General features: G+C 35.4%; 14 protein-coding genes. 8 read left to right on the forward strand and 6 right to left on the reverse strand.

Annotated elements, in window-relative coordinates:
- Nucleotides 1-1,046 (reverse strand): coiled-coil domain-containing protein (locus tag BM211_RS26585; RefSeq protein WP_177206983.1); only part of this gene is annotated, 1,046 nt, incomplete at its 3' end.
- Nucleotides 1,047-1,243: 197 nt separating this feature from the next.
- Nucleotides 1,244-1,783, reverse strand: coding sequence for a DUF3967 domain-containing protein (locus BM211_RS21825; protein ID WP_090999578.1), 540 nt, complete (start codon nucleotides 1,781-1,783; stop codon nucleotides 1,244-1,246).
- Between the two features lie 215 nt (nucleotides 1,784-1,998).
- Here BM211_RS21825 and BM211_RS21830 point away from each other — a divergent pair, with 215 nt between their 5' ends.
- Together BM211_RS21830 and BM211_RS21835 are read left to right on the forward strand one after the other, a co-directional pair.
- Entirely contained in the window at nucleotides 1,999-3,171 is a 1,173-nt protein-coding gene (locus BM211_RS21830; RefSeq protein WP_090999549.1) for an amino acid deaminase/aldolase, read from the forward strand.
- A complete protein-coding gene (locus BM211_RS21835; protein WP_090999552.1) occupies nucleotides 3,159-4,469 on the forward strand; it encodes a D-arabinono-1,4-lactone oxidase in 1,311 nt (436 codons plus the stop codon). Before BM211_RS21830 ends, BM211_RS21835 begins: the two co-directional genes overlap by 13 nt.
- Before the next feature lie 111 nt (nucleotides 4,470-4,580).
- Here the strand turns inward: BM211_RS21835 and BM211_RS21840 are convergent, their stop codons facing one another.
- The gene (locus BM211_RS21840; protein WP_035433415.1) at nucleotides 4,581-4,877 is read right to left on the reverse strand and encodes an antibiotic biosynthesis monooxygenase; all 297 of its coding nucleotides are present in this window, start codon (nucleotides 4,875-4,877) and stop codon (nucleotides 4,581-4,583) included.
- A 446-nt stretch (nucleotides 4,878-5,323) separates the two neighbouring features.
- Here BM211_RS21840 and BM211_RS21845 point away from each other — a divergent pair, with 446 nt between their 5' ends.
- From BM211_RS21845 to BM211_RS21865, 5 genes are all read left to right on the forward strand, one after another.
- Complete coding sequence (locus BM211_RS21845) at nucleotides 5,324-6,514, forward strand: 3D domain-containing protein (protein ID WP_090999554.1); 1,191 nt, start codon at nucleotides 5,324-5,326, stop codon at nucleotides 6,512-6,514.
- 110 nt (nucleotides 6,515-6,624) lie between these two features.
- Nucleotides 6,625-6,843: a helix-turn-helix transcriptional regulator gene (locus BM211_RS21850; protein WP_035433417.1), complete on the forward strand. Its 219-nt coding sequence runs from the start codon at nucleotides 6,625-6,627 to the stop codon at nucleotides 6,841-6,843.
- Nucleotides 6,836-7,309, forward strand: coding sequence for a hypothetical protein (locus BM211_RS21855; protein ID WP_035433418.1), 474 nt, complete (start codon nucleotides 6,836-6,838; stop codon nucleotides 7,307-7,309). Before BM211_RS21850 ends, BM211_RS21855 begins: the two co-directional genes overlap by 8 nt.
- Before the next feature lie 143 nt (nucleotides 7,310-7,452).
- Entirely contained in the window at nucleotides 7,453-8,889 is a 1,437-nt protein-coding gene (locus BM211_RS21860) for a choice-of-anchor I domain-containing protein (protein WP_035433419.1), read from the forward strand.
- A gap of 124 nt (nucleotides 8,890-9,013) precedes the next feature.
- Nucleotides 9,014-9,646 (forward strand): class A sortase, encoded by a 633-nt coding sequence (locus tag BM211_RS21865; RefSeq protein ID WP_090999556.1) that lies wholly within the window; start codon nucleotides 9,014-9,016, stop codon nucleotides 9,644-9,646.
- Between the two features lie 34 nt (nucleotides 9,647-9,680).
- Here the strand turns inward: BM211_RS21865 and BM211_RS21870 are convergent, their stop codons facing one another.
- The 3 genes from BM211_RS21870 to BM211_RS21880 all read right to left on the reverse strand — a co-directional run bounded on the left by BM211_RS21870 (nucleotide 9,681) and on the right by BM211_RS21880 (nucleotide 14,625).
- The gene (locus BM211_RS21870; protein WP_090999559.1) at nucleotides 9,681-11,066 is read right to left on the reverse strand and encodes a peptide MFS transporter; all 1,386 of its coding nucleotides are present in this window, start codon (nucleotides 11,064-11,066) and stop codon (nucleotides 9,681-9,683) included.
- Between the two features lie 350 nt (nucleotides 11,067-11,416).
- Complete coding sequence (locus BM211_RS21875; RefSeq protein WP_035433422.1) at nucleotides 11,417-12,994, reverse strand: DNA-binding protein; 1,578 nt, start codon at nucleotides 12,992-12,994, stop codon at nucleotides 11,417-11,419.
- A 233-nt stretch (nucleotides 12,995-13,227) separates the two neighbouring features.
- Entirely contained in the window at nucleotides 13,228-14,625 is a 1,398-nt protein-coding gene (locus BM211_RS21880) for an amino acid permease (RefSeq protein WP_090999561.1), read from the reverse strand.
- 537 nt (nucleotides 14,626-15,162) lie between these two features.
- Here BM211_RS21880 and BM211_RS21885 point away from each other — a divergent pair.
- Entirely contained in the window at nucleotides 15,163-16,041 is an 879-nt protein-coding gene (locus BM211_RS21885; protein WP_090999582.1) for a putative RNA methyltransferase, read from the forward strand.
- The last annotated feature ends 414 nt before the right edge of the window (nucleotides 16,042-16,455 follow it).

Consider the following 16,455-nt stretch of genomic DNA (forward strand, 5'->3'; position numbering starts at 1 on the left):
GCGTCGCTCTGCTTATCGGCGTCGCTCTGCTTATCAGCTTCATTCTGCTTATCAGCGTCGTTCTGCTTATCAGCTTCATTCTGCTTTTTAGCTTCTTCCTGCTTTTTAGCTTCTTCCTGCTTTTCAGCTTCTTCCCGCTTTTCAGCTTCTTCCCGCTTTTCGGCTTCCAGCTTTTCGGCTTCCAGCTCTTTGGCTTCCAGCTCTTTAGCTTCCAGCTCTTTGGCTTCCAGCTCTTCGGCTTTCAGCTTTTCGGCTTTCAGCTTTTCGGCTTCCCACTTTTCGGTTTCTAGCCTTTCAGCTTCTTCTTGCTTTCTAGCTTCTTCTTGCTTTCTAGCTTCTTCTTGCTTTCTAGCTTCTTCCTGCTTTTTAGCTTCTTCTTGCTTTTTAGCGTCGTTCTGCTTATCAGCTTCATTCTGCTTATCAGCTTCATTCTGCTTTCTAGCTTCTTCCTGCTTTCTAGCTTCTTCCTGCTTTCTAGCTTCTTCTTGCTTTTTAGCTTCTTCTTGCTTTTCAGCTTCCTGCTTTTCAGCTTCCTGCTTTTCAGCTTCGCGCTTTTCGGCTTCCAGCTTATTAGCTTCGTCTAGCTTTTCTTTTTCCTGTGCCTCACTAACTTCTGCTGGTTGTATTAAATTATTCATGTTGTTTAAATCGCGATTGTTGTCCGTTTGTTCTAGCTTAACGAAAGTAGATTCCTTCTGTACTTCGGTAGAAAAAACTTCTTCATCTGAATCGCTATCGTCCTCATTTTGAGGTGAATCACTAGTGTGATCTGTCTCAATTGATTGTTTCGGAATATTACTTTCATTTTCTGAATTCGGAGGATTCTCATTTTGTGATTGGTTAGAAATATTATTTTTAACGTCTACTTTAGAAGAATCACTCTTGCTTGATTGTTCAGAATCTTTATTCTCATGTACATCCGCTACATCATCATGAGACTTTTTCGAACTTGTTTTCTTGTTTTGACAACTAACGCATAGGAATACTGCAACCAACACAACAGTTAGCAAGAATATTAAGCGTTTTTGTTGTTTATTTACTGACATAAACTACTCCCAACACTCAAATTTGAGCTTTCCTTTTTGTGCACAATATTTAACATAATAAAATCGTCAAAAAAAGTCTAGCATTTTCAAGAAGAAAGGAAAACTTACGTGATTTCACTAAAAATAAAGTGAAACTTTAATCAGTAAAGGTCTTGCTTCCCGCGAATTAAGAAAGAAATATGTATATAAATGTAATTTCAGTTCTTTTCAAAAAAGAAAACTTTCCACCAAGGTCTTTTCTTTGATTTTGCTATTTCTCTTTTTACATTTTGCATCTCTCTAAGTAATTGTGTTAATGTACGATCTCTTTCTGCTATTGCGATACGTTCTTTTTGTGCTAGATGTTCATTTAATTTTTGCTGTAGCTTACTTATCTCGTTGCTTTGTTTTTGAAGCATCCTCATAAGATCTTGATGAGCATTATTTTCTTTTTTTAAATTTTGGTGTATTTCTAATAATAGAGGGTCATCATTACATGTATTCCTCTTAACTACCATTGTCGTGGGATTGCTATAAGCTTTGGTCAAAATCATTTTGATTTCTTCTTTATTCTTTCCTTTTTTATACCATTGTCTAATCTCTTGTAGTGTAGAAATACATGTTTCATGAAAAAGATAAACTTCTTCTTCTTTACGCATAATTAAACATGATTGATAATCCTCTACATAGCGTTTTACCGTTTGAATAGGTATAGATGTATTTCGAGCAATTTCTCGAAGTGTAAGCCATTTCTCCATGCCTTCTCACCTTTTCAATTAATTTATTACATAACATAAATATAGATTATATCATTTATTCATAATGTTAGTAATAAACGAATGGGGAGTTCCAGCACTCTCTATAAAATATGTGAAAAAAGTTTCTTCGGTGAGAAGGAACTTTTTTCTTTAGAAGAGGAAATTTTCATTTTCTTTCCAATATATATAGGAAATATATGGGAGGGGGAAGTGATGTGGATCGTAGAACGTTTCAAGGACTTTCAATGCCATGCGCATTTCTTAATGAAGATGCATTAGAGAGAAATATTCAATCTATTATTCAGCTTCATAAAGGAAAACGTATTAGAATTGCGAGCAAATCATTACGTTCTGTTTCAGTGATGAAGAAAATTTTACAATCACATTCTTGTTTTCAAGGAATTATGTGTTACTCACCAGCGGAGGTTCTGTTTTTAATTGAACAGGGATTTGATGATTTATTGCTCGGATATCCAGTTTGGGATGAAGAGGCTTTGAAGAAAATAAGTATACTTACAAAACAAGGGTACAAGATTACTTGCATGGTAGATTGCGAAGAGCATATTTTGTATTTGGAGCATATTGCTTTGCAAGTAGAAGGAACGTTTCGTATTTGTTTTGATATTGATATGAGCAGTCGTTTTCTTGGCTTTCATTTTGGAGTAAAACGGTCTCCGTTGCGCATTGCAGAACAAGTATTACAAGTGGCTAATAGAGTTTTACAATCATCCTGTTTGAAAATAGATGGTGTTATGGGTTATGAAGCACAGATAGCAGGTGTAGGGGATCATGTACCAAAACAAACATTACAAAACAAAGTGGTTTCTTATTTAAAAAGACGGTCTGTAAGAGAAGTTACAAAAAGACGAGGGTTCATTGTACAAGCATTAGAGCAAAAAGGAATTTCATTACGCTTTGTAAATGGCGGGGGAACAGGGAGTATAAAGACAACCGTTCAAGATGAGTCTGTTACGGAAATTACGGTTGGGTCTGCTTTTTATTCTCCAGTGCTTTTTGATTATTATAAAGACATTGCATTTGAGCCAGCAGTTGGATTTGTATTACCGATTGTCCGCCAGCCAGAACCTCATGTTTATACCTGTTTAGGTGGAGGGTATATTGCATCGGGAATGACTGGAAAGGATAAGCAACCGCAGCCGTATATGCCAAACGGAGCAAAATTACTTCCATTAGAAGGAGCAGGTGAAGTGCAAACACCGGTTTACTATGAAGGAACAGAACAATTAAGAATTGGCGAGGGGATTGTATTTCGGCATAGTAAAGCAGGAGAGCTATGTGAAAGGTTTTCTTCTTTATATCGTATTTCTGATGGTGAAGTAGTAGGAGAATATCAAACATATCGGGGGGACGGACAATGCTTTCTATAAGGGGCCAGAAGTGGCGGAATTGGACAGGGAATGTACAAGGAGTGCCGCAGTATACGATGTATCCGAAAAGCATTGAAGAGGTTGCTGAGGCTGTGAAGTTTGCAAAAGAAGTTGGAAAGCGTATTCGTGTGGTTGGTTCAGGCCATTCATTCACATCACTTGTTCAGACAGATGAGATTTTAATTTCTTTGGATGAATTACAAGGGATAATCGAGATTAATTCACAGACATTAATCGTAGAAGTGTGGGCAGGTACAAAGTTGTATCAGTTAGGTGAAATATTACAAGAGAACGGATATGCACAAGAGAATTTAGGGGATATTGATGCACAGTCTATTGCTGGGGCAATTAGTACAGGAACGCATGGAACGGGGATTTCATTTGGCAATTTAGCAACACAGGTTGTGGAAGTAACAGCTGTCCTTGCATCAGGAGAAGTGATTACGTGTTCTGAAAAAGAATATCCACAATATTGGAAGGGGTTTCAATTGTCACTTGGCATGCTGGGGATTATTGTGAAAGTTAAACTAAAAGTCATTCCAGCATATTCACTTGCTTATGAAAGTAAAAAAGAATCATTTGCTACTGTTATGAGTAAATTGGAAGAATATAAGAAAAATCGTCATTTTGAGTTTTTTATCTTTCCGTATGCTGACGATGTTCAAGTGAAAATTACAAACGTAACGGAGGAAATAGGAGGAGAACTAAAGTGGCATAAACTCAAAACAGCTTTAATAGAAAATATGGCTTTTTCATTGTTATCAGAGAGTTGCCGCTTTTTTCCTTCTATTAGTAAGAGTGTTAGTCAATTATCCGCAAAGGGAGTACCCAATACGAAAATCATAGGTCCGAGTTATAAGGTGTTTGCAACTGCTCGCAATGTCCGTTTCTATGAGATGGAGTATAGTATTCCGGCAGAATCTATGAAAGAGGCAGTAGAAGAAATTTATAATCTCATTTACGAAAAAAATTTTCAAGTACATTTTCCCATTGAATGTCGCTATGCAAAAGAAGATGATATTTGGCTGAGTCCGTCATACGGAAGAAATTCTGCGTATATTGCAGTTCATATGTACAGAGGGATGCAGTACACATCTTATTTTCAAGAAGTCGAACGTATTTTTCAAAAGTATGAAGGGCGTCCGCATTGGGGGAAAATGCATACAATGACATATGATATGTTGCAACAAGTATATCCTAAATTGCATCATTTTTTAGAGGCGAGGCAAACAGTAGATCCTACAGCAATGTTTTTAAATCCGTATTTAGCGAAAGTATTTTCGTTACATATGGAATAAAGCCATACAAACTCCTTTCTTTTAGGGGAGAAGAGAGCATCTGACCGCGTATAGAAACGGTCAGGTTTTTTTTTCGCCTTAAAATAAAAGGAGAAGGCATATATAAATGGTTTAATAATGTAGCTGAGCTGCATTGGATTTGGAAGAAAGAATATACGGTTGAATTTGCTGCTGCCATGTAATTGCAGTAGCTTTCTTTTTATAAGTTAGCCATTCCTGGTAGTCCTCTTGCGTTTTCCATAACGTGCGAATGAAGAATTCTGTATGATCTCTATCATGTTTTGTATAGGAGACTTCTATATTAATAAAACCTAGCGTATTAGGCGATGGGTAATATTGTTGTAATGCTGTAAGTACTTGTTTTTCACAATTTCTTTTTATATAAAGCATGTTTGTCACAATAAACATAGCGGCCACCTCTTTTTTAAGATAATAAAGTAATAAGGTAAGTATCGTTTTTCTTTAGTCATAACATCTTAAAGATTCCCCCCTAGTAAGTCATTGCTTACATGAATGGCTCCTCCGTTCCAAATGGATTCAACAAAAAGTGTTTATATAAAATATAATACTATTCAGAAAAGTTTGCGTAAATGTAAGGAAGACGACAATTTTTTACAAAAAATAAATAGGGATGCAAAATGATAAAAAATATGAACTTATCAATTCAGTTTTTTTATATTAAAAGTAAAACACTATTTTTAAATATATTAATAAAAAATGGAATATCTAATATATTTATTACAAGTTTTCCGTTAATAGTAATATTTTTCCACTAAAAATAAACTGTATTTAATACGTTTGTAAACAAACTGTAAAATAAATCATGTATAAATGTAAGAGAAGGGAGTCGGATTATGAACTATTTTAAGCGTATCAGTAGTCTTGTATTAGCTGGATTTATTTGTTTCACTAGTACAGTTGCTGTAAAAGCTGAGTCAAACGACGAGAAATTAAACAACATGCAGCAGCAATTGCAAAATAATAACAATGACATTCAGCAAAAGGAACAAGAAAAACAGGCTGTAATGAAAGACATTGAAGGAATTCAAAAAGAATTATCAGATTTAAATAATACAATTACAAAAAATAAACAAGAACAAGATGCGATTCAGCGTAAAATTGATGAAACGCATAAACAAATTGAGCAAAAAGTGAAAGAGATTATTAGTTTAGAAAACAAAGTACTTATGCGTAAAGATATTATGAGAAAGCGTATAATCTCTGTTCAAGACAGCCCAAATGTAAGTTTAGTAGTAGAAGTAATTGTAGATTCAAAGAACATTGCAGATTTCTTGCAACGTATGACTGCAGTTTCTACAATTATGGATGCAGATAAAGAGATTCTTCGTTTACAAGAACAAGATCTTCGTCAAATTGAAGCCGATAAAAAGATAGTTGATGAAAAAGAAAAATCTTTAGAAGGCGATAAACAAAAATTAGCAAAAGTACAAGCTGATTTACAAGACAATTTAAAGAAACGTCAAGAACACCTACAATCTGTACAAGCGAAGTATAATCAAATTTCTAGTCAGCTTACACTTGCTGCACAAGAAAAAGCAAAGATTGAAGCAGATATGAAGGGTGTACAAGATACAATTGCTCGTGAACAACAAGCAGCTGCAGAGCGTGAAAGAGCTGCAAAAGAAGCACAAGCATCGCAAGCACCACAAGCACCACAAGTAAGTGACAAGCCTTCAGATAGACGAGATACACCAGATGTGCCTACTAAAGGCGGTCGTGAAATTTTTGTAGAGGCTACGGCTTACACAAATGACCCAAGTGAAAATGGGGCAAAGCCAGGAGATCATGTATACACTAGATGGGGGCATTATGATTTAACTGCTAATCCAAATTTAAAAGTAATTGCTGTTGATCCAAAGGTTATTCCATTAGGCTCACGTGTATGGGTTCAAGGATATGGAGAAGCTATTGCTGCGGATACTGGTGGTGCAATTCAAGGATATCGTATTGATGTTTTCGTACCGGATAAAGGGGCTTCTAGCGCTTGGGGTAGAAGACAAGTTCGTGTTACTATTTTAGATTAAAGTAAAAATCTACTTTGCAAAAGCAAAGTAGATTTTTTTTATAATTAAATGTTAAGTTAGTTTTACATTTTGTAAAGCTTAGCATACAATAATGGTAAGAGGTGGTAAAAATGACCATTTACAATCGAGTAAAAGAATTACGAGCCCGTTTTCATTTTTCACAAAGTATATTGGCTGAAAAGGTGGGGGTAACGAGGCAAACGATCGCTGCTATTGAAAAGGGGGATTATGTCCCGTCATTATTATTAGCGCTTATGATTTGCGATGTATTTGGTATGCAGATGGAAGAGGTATTTGTACTGCAAAAGGGGGCGGAAGAAAATGAATAGAATTGGTCTTTCTTATGTAATAAATATGGGTATACTTGTTCTAGTGGGTTGGTGGGGAATTGAATATTTCCATATGGCTACCGGCTTTGCAAACTCTATACGTAACGAAAAGCAAACGTTGAATGTGGTGATGGATCTAACGCCCACTGTATTAATCTGCATTGTGGGGATAGGATTATTAATTGGTTACAAAATACAAAAAAAGAAATATAAGAAATTATCATTTTGGACATTTCCGTTATTAGTTCCAAGTGAAGATGAGAGAGAAGAATTATTGACTGCAAAAGCGTGTCTCAATACACTTCTTTCATTATGGTGTATTATACCTTTCGCAGTTGTCGCGTTAGCTTTTTATCCACTATTCAATCAAAACATTCCAGAATATCCACTATACGTATTATTTTTCATTTCGCTAATTACAACTACAGTATTTCATATTTCTTTATATCGTAATAAGGTTGTGTAAAAGGTGTGCCAAAGAGCACATCTTTTTTTTGAGAATATAGGGGATTTTTCTGTGTTTTTACAAAAGTTTAATGAAATGCTATAGGGAGAGTTTACAAATCCTTTTTACAATAGAAGAAGTATTGAAATTGGGGGGATTAGAGAATGAGAAAGGCTTTGCTCTGTGGAGGAATTATAGCAAGTGTATTATGGACAGGCAATCATGTAAACGCAGAAAAAATCAATCAAGAAACGAAACAATTTGCCGATAAAATAGAAAGTTTACCAAAAGGGAGTATTTCAAATCCAGCATTTCGTGGGCAAATAGAGGAAATGGTAAATAAATTTATTCGTAATAAGCATAAGAATACAAAAATAGAAAGAACGGCTATTTTTTCAATGCCAAGCAAAAAAGCAGAAATCGCGGTATCTTCACCAGATGGTAAGACGTTAGTTGTAACAGAAGCAGACTTAGGACAAATTAGCATCCTTTCAATTGAAAATTTACAAGATATTCAACTGAAAGGGACAGTGAGTTTGAAAGGAATTCATTCCGAAGCAGAGGTGACGAGTACAACAGTTACACCAGATGGTAAGTATGCATTCGTTGCTTTTCGTACCGGGGATAACTTGTATAATGCGCATAGAGGAAAGATAGCAGTTATAGAATTATCATCCAAAAATATTGTGAAAATATACGAGGTGGGTGTAGGGCCAGATTCTATTGCTTTATCAAAAGATGGGACAAAGCTTGTAGTTTGTAATGAGGATGAAGAAGGAGATCCAAATGACGGAAATGAAGTCAATATGAAAAAAACAAAGCGACCGGGTACAATTTCTATCATCACGTTCCCTAATGGAGATGTATTGAAAGGAATTCACCATGAGCTATCAATTGATATAAGTCAGATTGGAAATGGAACAGTGTACAAGCATGATCCGCAGCCAGAGTATGTGGCAATTAGTCCAAATGGAGAAAAAGCGGCTGTTACATTACAGGAAAATAATGCAGTTGCTATTGTTAATTTGCAAGGACAAAACATTGAAACGATATTTGGCCTTGGAACAACAAAGCATAAAGCAGATTTGCAAAATGATGGTGTTGTTTCTTTTCAAGATGAACTGATTGCAAGACCAGAACCAGATGGTATAACGTGGGATCAATCGGGGCGTTTTGTAATTACTGCTAATGAAGGAGACCTAGGGAAAAATGAATTTAAAGATGGTGTGAAATCAGGTGGACGCAATATATCTGTATGGAGTCAAAACGGTTCGCTTGTATATGATAGTATGAATCTTATTGATGAAAAAGTGGCAGCTAAAGGTTTGTATTCAGATAGTCGTAGTAATAGCCGAGGTAGTGAAGTAGAAAATGTTGCGACAGGAATAATACAAGAAAGTCCGATTATGGCTGTGGCTGCTGAAAGGGCAAATGCAGTACTCTTTTTTGATATAACAATCCCGATGTTCCCTGTTTATATTGGTCTTGTTCCTTCAGGAGGAAAAGCACCGGAAGGGATTCATAAGATTAGCAACCGTAATATATTTGTAAGTGCAGATGAAGCAGATGGAACATTGAGCTTTTATTGTTTGCAAAAATGATAATCATGGCACTTCCTAATAAGGAGTGCCATTTCCTTTGTCTTGTACATGTCACTTGTATATCTAGCATTCTTACTTTATCATTTTATATAAGGAAAATTTTGTGAAGGAAAGGAACTGGAGTATGAATAAGAAAAAGATTTATAGTATATTAGCACTTCTTTTATTTATTGTGGGTGGCGTTTTAATTGCCAAACCATTTTATGATGGTTACAAAGCTGGAAAGATGCAAGACGAAAACATACAAGCTATTAAGAAAATGAAGTATGAAAAACAAGAAACAAAATTTGTTGATGCTTCTAAAATAAATCAACCGGACTTAGCGGATGTGGCAAATGCTACATTAGATAAGAAACAAGTGATTGGGCGTATGTCGATTCCGAGTATTGGATTAGAACTACCAATTTTAAATGGTTCAACAGAGAGAAATTTATTATCAGGCGCAACAACAGTAAAAGAGAAACAAGAGATGGGAAAAGGGAACTATGCATTAGCAGGACATAACATGTCGAAAAAAGGTGTGTTATTTAGCGATATTTCGAAACTGAAAAAGAATGATAAAGTATATTTATATGATAGTGAAAATGAATATGAATATGCGGTAGAACAAGTAACGGAAGTCACACCGGATAAATGGGAAGTCGTTGAAGATCAAGGGAAAAATGAGGTAACCCTTATTACATGTACATCTGTACTTGATAATTCCAAGCGATATGTAGTATCTGGGAACTTGGTGCAAACGAAAAAAAATAAATAATTAAAAAAAGATGAGGGGCATCCCCTCATCTTTTTTAGTCCATCCATTTTGCTAATTTTTTGGAAAGTAATAGTAAGATACATCCTAAGAAAATAGCGACAGCTCCAATAATAGCAAATACTTCTGAATAACCTAATGAAGTTGTAAAGTTTGCTAACTGTCCACCTAAAATATTCGCGACACCTGTACTTGCTAACCAAACGCCCATTAATAAAGATGCGAGTTTGATAGGAGCAAGTGCACTTACCATTGAAAGTCCGACTGGAGATAAGAATAATTCCCCTAATGTATGGAATAGGTAAGTAAAGACGATAAAGAGTAAGTTTGCTTTTTCTGTAATTTGTTGTTCATTACTTCCTGTTTTTAACGTAGCAACAACAAGAACCATATAACCAATTCCAAGTAAGATCATCCCAAGAGCCATTTTTGTTGGGACTTTTAAATCACCACGTTTTGTAGAAGCAAGCTTTGTCCAAAATGCAGAAACAATCGGTGCTAATAAAATAATGAACAATGGGTTTACAGACTGAAACCAAGATGTTGGAATTTCCCAACCGAATATAGAACGGTCTACAAAGCTATTTGTATATAATGTTAAAGAACTACCAGCTTGTTCAAATCCAGCCCAGAAGAAAACAACAAAACACGTTATAATGATAATCACAGCTGTATGCTGTTTCTCTTTTTTCGTTAATGGTGTATTGCCAGCTGTTTTGTTTCCTGTTCCTGTTTGTAACGCTGCTGTCGGTTTTTTACCAATATCACCAAGAAAACGATTTGATAATGTTACAAATAAAATTTGTCCGATAATCATCCCGATAGATGCAGCCAAAAATCCATAGCGGAAACCGTAATGCATAACGCCATCTACTGTTGTTTTAAACAAATCTTCTGATAAATATCCGCAAACGAGTGGAGCGAGGAATGAACCGACGTTAATTCCCATATAGAAAATTGTAAAAGCACCATCGCGGCGCGAATCGTTTTCTGCATATAATTCTCCGACAAGAGTGGAGATATTTGGTTTGAAGAAACCGTTCCCGATAATAATGAACGCTAATCCGAGGTATAGTCCTAATTGGCTTTGCAGTGCAAATAACGTAATGTTACCAATTGCAATTGTTATACCGCCAAGTGTAATCGCTAATCGTCTACCAAGATAACGATCGGTTAAAAATCCGCCAATTAATGGGGTGAAATAACAAGCCCCTGTATAAAATCCGTAAATTGTAAGTGCCCAGCTCTTACTAAAACCAAGCCCACCGTTTATTAAGGCAGTTGTTAAATATAATGTTAATAATCCTCGTAATCCGTAATAGCTAAATCGTTCCCACATTTCTGTGAAAAAGAGTAAGTACAAACCTGGAGGATGCTTCTTTTTTGGCTGTTGTTTTTTATCTAACTGTAGCGCATATTCCATATGTAATTCCTCCTAACATAAAAAACAAAGTAAATAGTTTTAGATGATTAATAGTTTACTTTATTAACTTTTTAAAGTCAATAAAGGTCTATTTTTTGTAAAAAATTATTCACAGATAATGTGGGGGAGAATAAACTTTGAAACAGTGCTTTCTTCCGTTATCGCCCGTTCTTTGCAATATATCGGCGATTCGACACAATTTAAAGACAATTCGACAATAATTAACATACAAGTAGTCGATCTACTGAGCTGAATCATACTAAAAAATGAAAGGAGCTATCCAAAAAGTTTCACTTTTTGGATAGCTCCTTAATATATAAGAATAATACTTTTGGGCAGCCCTATTCTTTTTATTTAATAGCAGATGTTCCAACTACAACCGTTTCACTTGCTTTTACAGTCGTGTTTTGACGAAGGCGTAATGTAGCTTGCCCTGTTGTATAAGGAGCAATTTGTACATTTACTACCTTTTCAGCGACACCTTGGCTATTTGTCGTAAAGGAAAATGCATTACTATAACCGTAAGAAGAAGGCCATAGGCCGTTTTCGTTTTGAACTTTTGCTACTTGTGTGCCACCACTTGTATAAATACCTAAAGAGTAATTATTGTAAGTAGTGTTTGGTAATAAATGATTTGCTTGTATTTTTATTTGAAATACACCGCTGTTTGGAAGAATGCTAGGGTGAATAAAGTTATAATCTTTTGTTGAGACGTTTCCATCATTATTATTATTGCTATTATTATAGCCGTAAGAGCCAGACTTAAATGTACTTGAATTAAACCATTGATATCCTTGGTTAGGGGCACCCCATGGTTCTGGTTGCGGCTCAGTTGATGCACTTGGTTGTTCAAATGTTTTTAATGCTGTTGGTGTGTCTAGTTGTAATCCGCTTACTTGGTTTAAACTAGTATATGTTTCTTTTGTAGAGAGCCATTTTACAACATTTGTTAATAAAGTAGCGTCGCTTTCTTCTTTATATCCATCATATGTTTTTTTAGACTGTCCCGTATCTTCACGAACATATTTTGGCGTTGCATCTTCAACTGGCGAAGAGTCACCGATAAAGGCTGCTTTTCCTAAACCAACTTTTGCGACTGCAACGAAAGGACCTTCAGCGATGCCGCCGCCGTTATATACACCGCTATCAACAGCGTTATTCCACTTAGGTAAACTTTCTGGTAAGTAGACAATTCCTTTTGCTACATTTGGGTTTACAATTGCAATTGTAGATCCCGCATGCATGGCAACAGATGAAACACCTGTAGTAATTCCGAATGATTGATCAGGTGCTACAATTTTATTTGCAGAAACATCACCAATTGCATTGTAGCGAAAGCGTACGCCAAAGTTGTTTGCTAGCCAGTCAGAACTTTCTACACCTTGCATAGCTTGTGAAGATGTTTCTTCAGAAGACATCCCTTTTGCTGGATTTTCCCATGCTCCGCGGCGATACCCGTTGAAAACTTCTGAGGAATCCCAGCGATTTTTATTGCGGTCTGCATTATAATGATCGGCTATAAAAAAGATACTTCCGCCATTTTTCACATATTGCAGCATCGCATCTTGTTCTGATTTTTTATACGGAATATTTGCTTCTGGAACGATAAATACGTTGTAATCTTTTAAGTCATCATACGTAATAGGTGTTGATTTACGTAGCTCCTTTACAAAGTAGCCTTTGTTTGCAATGCCATTTCCGAAATCAGAAAATCCGCCATCAATAACCCAATCAGCTGTTCCTGCCGTTTGAGCATGTGTATTATCAAATAATACTTTTTTCCCAGCGTTTTCGTTCACAATTTTTGCAGCAATTTGCGGAGCTGGATCTAAAGCGCTTTCAGCAAAAGTCGTCGAACTAAATACGGTAGCCATACTTAATGTCAATCCTGTTGCGAGTGTGAGTTTCAGCCATTTTTCTTTCTTCATAATGAATCCCCCTAAAGTAAGTTAGTTTAAGTAAGAATGCGATTCGTTCAGCTAACTATCAGCTAATCATACGGATAAAAATGCCCCCTATATTAATTTAACGGAATATAACGAAAGAAAAAAGAGGGAATTAATAAATTTTTGTAAACTTATCGTGAATTTTGTTGAGAAATATTTTTACATACAGAAATAGAGGAAAAAAATCCCTCCCTCAGATGAGGAAGGGATCAACATTATCCAATTTGCGAAGATGATTTCGATGATTTATCTGTTGTATGAAATCCTTTTGCATAATAAACAACTACTAAAGCGATGAGCCAAATTGGTCCAACAATTAATGCGATACGTGTATCAGTAGAATATGCCATAATGCCTAATACTAAAGCAAGGAAAGCGAGCGTCACATAGGAGCTAAGTGGATACAATGGCATTTTATAAGTTAATTTATTTTGCGCTTCCTGTGATAATCCTTTGCGGAAACGAAGCTGCGCAACTACAATGACACCCCAAGTCCAAATTGCTCCGAACGTGGAAATACTCGTTAACCATGTAAATACTTTTGCAGGAACAACGTAGTTTAATACAACGCCTATTAACAATACGAAAGCTGTTGCTAAAATTCCTTTACTTGGGATTCCATTTTTATTTAACTGACCAAATTTTTCTGGTGCTTGTTTTTGCTGCGCTAATGTAAATAGCATACGGCCTGTACTAAAGAGACCACCATTACAAGAAGAAAGAGCAGCTGTTAAGACAACAAAGTTAATAATTCCTGCTGCTTTCGCAATACCGATTTGTTCAAACGTTAGTACAAATGGACTTCCTTTTTCACCAATTTCATTCCATGGATAGATTGCCATCATAACGAATAAGGCACCTACATAGAAGATTAAAATGCGCCAAAAAACGTTATCAATCGCTTTAGACAATGTTTTTTTCGGATTTTCTGCTTCACCGGCTGTTACACCAATTAGCTCTACTCCTAAGTAAGCAAATAGTACCATTTGTAATGATAGAAGCAGGCCAGAAAAACCATTTGGAAACCAACCGCCGTGTGACCAAAGGTTTGAAATTCCAGTCGCTACGCCGCCGTTTCCAAAACCGAATAAAATAATGCCAGCGCCAATTATTATCATACAGATAATTGTGACAATTTTAATTAAAGCAAACCAAAACTCAAGTTCTCCATACACTTTAACCGATAAAAAGTTTAATGCGCTCATTAATACAAGAGCAATTAACGCCCAAACCCAACGTTCCGTATTTGGGAACCAATATTGCATATAAATGCCTGCCGCTGTAATTTCAGCCATACAAGTTACAACCCATAAGAACCAATAGTTCCAACCAGTGATATAACCTGCTAGTGGGCCTAAATAGTCATGTGCATATTTACTGAATGAACCAGCAACAGGTTGTTCAATTGCCATTTCTCCAAGCGCCCGCATAATGAAAAAGATCGCAAGGCCAGCAATGATATAACCGAATAAAATGGACGGTCCTGCTAGTTTAATAGCGGAAGCTGATCCTAAAAATAGTCCAACTCCAATAGCAGACCCAAGTGACATAAGGGTAATATGACGTTGTTTTAATCCGCGGTTTAAATTATCTGCTTTGTTTGTGTGCTGCATAATAAACCTCCTGTATTTAGTAAGAAAAATATTGTATCCGCTTACAAATTTATTTAACTATTTAAAATTATAAAACATTTCTATCTGTTATGCTACAAAAATAGACAATGTTTTCTGTACTATAAAAATTGGTTTTCGTATTTTGATATCTAAGTCACTGTTACGAAAAAAACACAATGCCCAGCACTCGCTCACTCCTTGTGTTTTAAAAACATAAAAAGTGGCAGAAAAGGGCCCTGAGCGCTTCCGTAGATTTGAAATAAAGTCATACGGTTGTATCTCTTTTTATTCTACTATCACGTTTAAAAGTATTTAGTTGCAATAAAAATTTAATCGTGTTAGTGTCTTTATGGGTTAAAACCTATACATCTACAAAGGAGTTAATCTCATGATCATTCAATTCATTCGATATAGATAGTGATAGGTATAGACTACTTTAAAATCCGACTCATATTTTTTTGAAAATATGATGAGGGTTTATTTGTCTATGCCTTTTTCATTTATCTAAAAATGAATGAGGTGGCTTCTTTGTATAAAATGAACAAAAGAATGCAGAGCGCAGAATATTTAAGTAAATTTGAACATATTTTCAAGTGTCCTATTTGCGACTCAACAATGAAGGTTTTTGAGTTAAAGAGTTTAATCTGCTCAAATAACCATACATTTGATTTTACTAAACAAGGATATATCAACTTGACAACTCAACTAGTAAAAACTAAATACACTAAGGAACTTTTTGAAGCGCGAAGAAAAATTATTGCAGAGGATGGTTTTTTTGCACTATTAAGTCAGGTAATTGTTGAAAGCATAAATAAGCATGTCGCTGTTAAAAAAGAATCAATATCTGTAATTGATATGGGATGTGGCGAAGGTTCTCAACTAACTAGCATTTGTGAAATCGCTAGTTCTGCTTATAAAAAAATAGTTACAGGAGTAGGGATTGATCTTTCTAAAGAAGGTGTTTTGGTAGCCGCTAAGAACTACACTAATAAGATTTGGACTGTTGCCGACCTAGCAAATACACCATTTCAAGATAAGCAATTTGATATTATTCTGAATATCTTATCACCTTCCAATTATGCAGAATTTAATAGATTGTTAAAAGCTGATGGTTTAGTAATTAAAGTCGTTCCTGGAAGTGAATACTTAAAAGAATTAAGAGAAATTATATTCGATGGATCTGAAAAACAATCTTATTCTAATGTTGATACTGTTGAACGATTTAATGAGAACTTCCAATTGATAGATAGTTCAAGATTATGTTATACCGTGACACTTGATAATCTATCAATGCAATCGTTAGTTCAAATGACTCCTTTATTATGGGCGACCACAAAAAAACAAGTTAAATCATTCTTGGAAGGGAGTTCAGCTCAAATCACTGTTGATTTAGAAATATTAATCGGTAAGAACTAACTTTATAAAAATTTCATCCTTAACTAAAAAGAAAAACTCCATTTTGATCAATCTTTTTTTCAAAATGGAGTTTTTATATTTGTTGTTAAATAATGATTGAAGGGAAAGTTCTATTCAAACTTTATTCTCACCCTACATCTACACATGGCCAGACGCTCTTGACATCCCGAAAAGAAAGAGGGACGTCTATATATATAAATTCATTTTCATGTTTCAACATCCAAATCGTTGCTACGAAAAATATCCCATGCCTAGCACTCGCTTACTCCTTTTGTTTTAAAACATGGCAAGTAGCAGAAAAGGGCCCTGACCGCATCTACGCATGGCCAGTTTATCTCGCTCTCCCCAAAAAAAGAAAGGTTTTTGATCTTATATATATTGTCCAATAAAAAACAAAAAGCTATCAAAATCGAT

It is taken from the genome of Bacillus sp. 491mf (assembly GCF_900112415.1).
In the GTDB taxonomy this organism is placed as follows: Bacteria; Bacillota; Bacilli; order Bacillales; family Bacillaceae_G; genus Bacillus_A.

Coding starts and splice junctions, on each gene's coding strand:
- BM211_RS21845 (WP_090999554.1), top strand. CDS start 5,324: ATGAACTATTTTAAGCGTATCAGTAGTCTTGTATTAGCTGGATTTATT.
- BM211_RS21855 (WP_035433418.1), top strand. CDS start 6,836: ATGAATAGAATTGGTCTTTCTTATGTAATAAATATGGGTATACTTGTT.
- BM211_RS21835 (WP_090999552.1), top strand. CDS start 3,159: ATGCTTTCTATAAGGGGCCAGAAGTGGCGGAATTGGACAGGGAATGTA.
- BM211_RS21880 (WP_090999561.1), bottom strand. CDS start 14,625: ATGCAGCACACAAACAAAGCAGATAATTTAAACCGCGGATTAAAACAA.
- BM211_RS21840 (WP_035433415.1), bottom strand. CDS start 4,877: ATGTTTATTGTGACAAACATGCTTTATATAAAAAGAAATTGTGAAAAA.
- BM211_RS21860 (WP_035433419.1), top strand. CDS start 7,453: ATGAGAAAGGCTTTGCTCTGTGGAGGAATTATAGCAAGTGTATTATGG.
- BM211_RS21870 (WP_090999559.1), bottom strand. CDS start 11,066: ATGGAATATGCGCTACAGTTAGATAAAAAACAACAGCCAAAAAAGAAG.
- BM211_RS21885 (WP_090999582.1), top strand. CDS start 15,163: ATGAACAAAAGAATGCAGAGCGCAGAATATTTAAGTAAATTTGAACAT.
- BM211_RS21865 (WP_090999556.1), top strand. CDS start 9,014: ATGAATAAGAAAAAGATTTATAGTATATTAGCACTTCTTTTATTTATT.
- BM211_RS21875 (WP_035433422.1), bottom strand. CDS start 12,994: ATGAAGAAAGAAAAATGGCTGAAACTCACACTCGCAACAGGATTGACA.
- BM211_RS21825 (WP_090999578.1), bottom strand. CDS start 1,783: ATGGAGAAATGGCTTACACTTCGAGAAATTGCTCGAAATACATCTATA.
- BM211_RS21850 (WP_035433417.1), top strand. CDS start 6,625: ATGACCATTTACAATCGAGTAAAAGAATTACGAGCCCGTTTTCATTTT.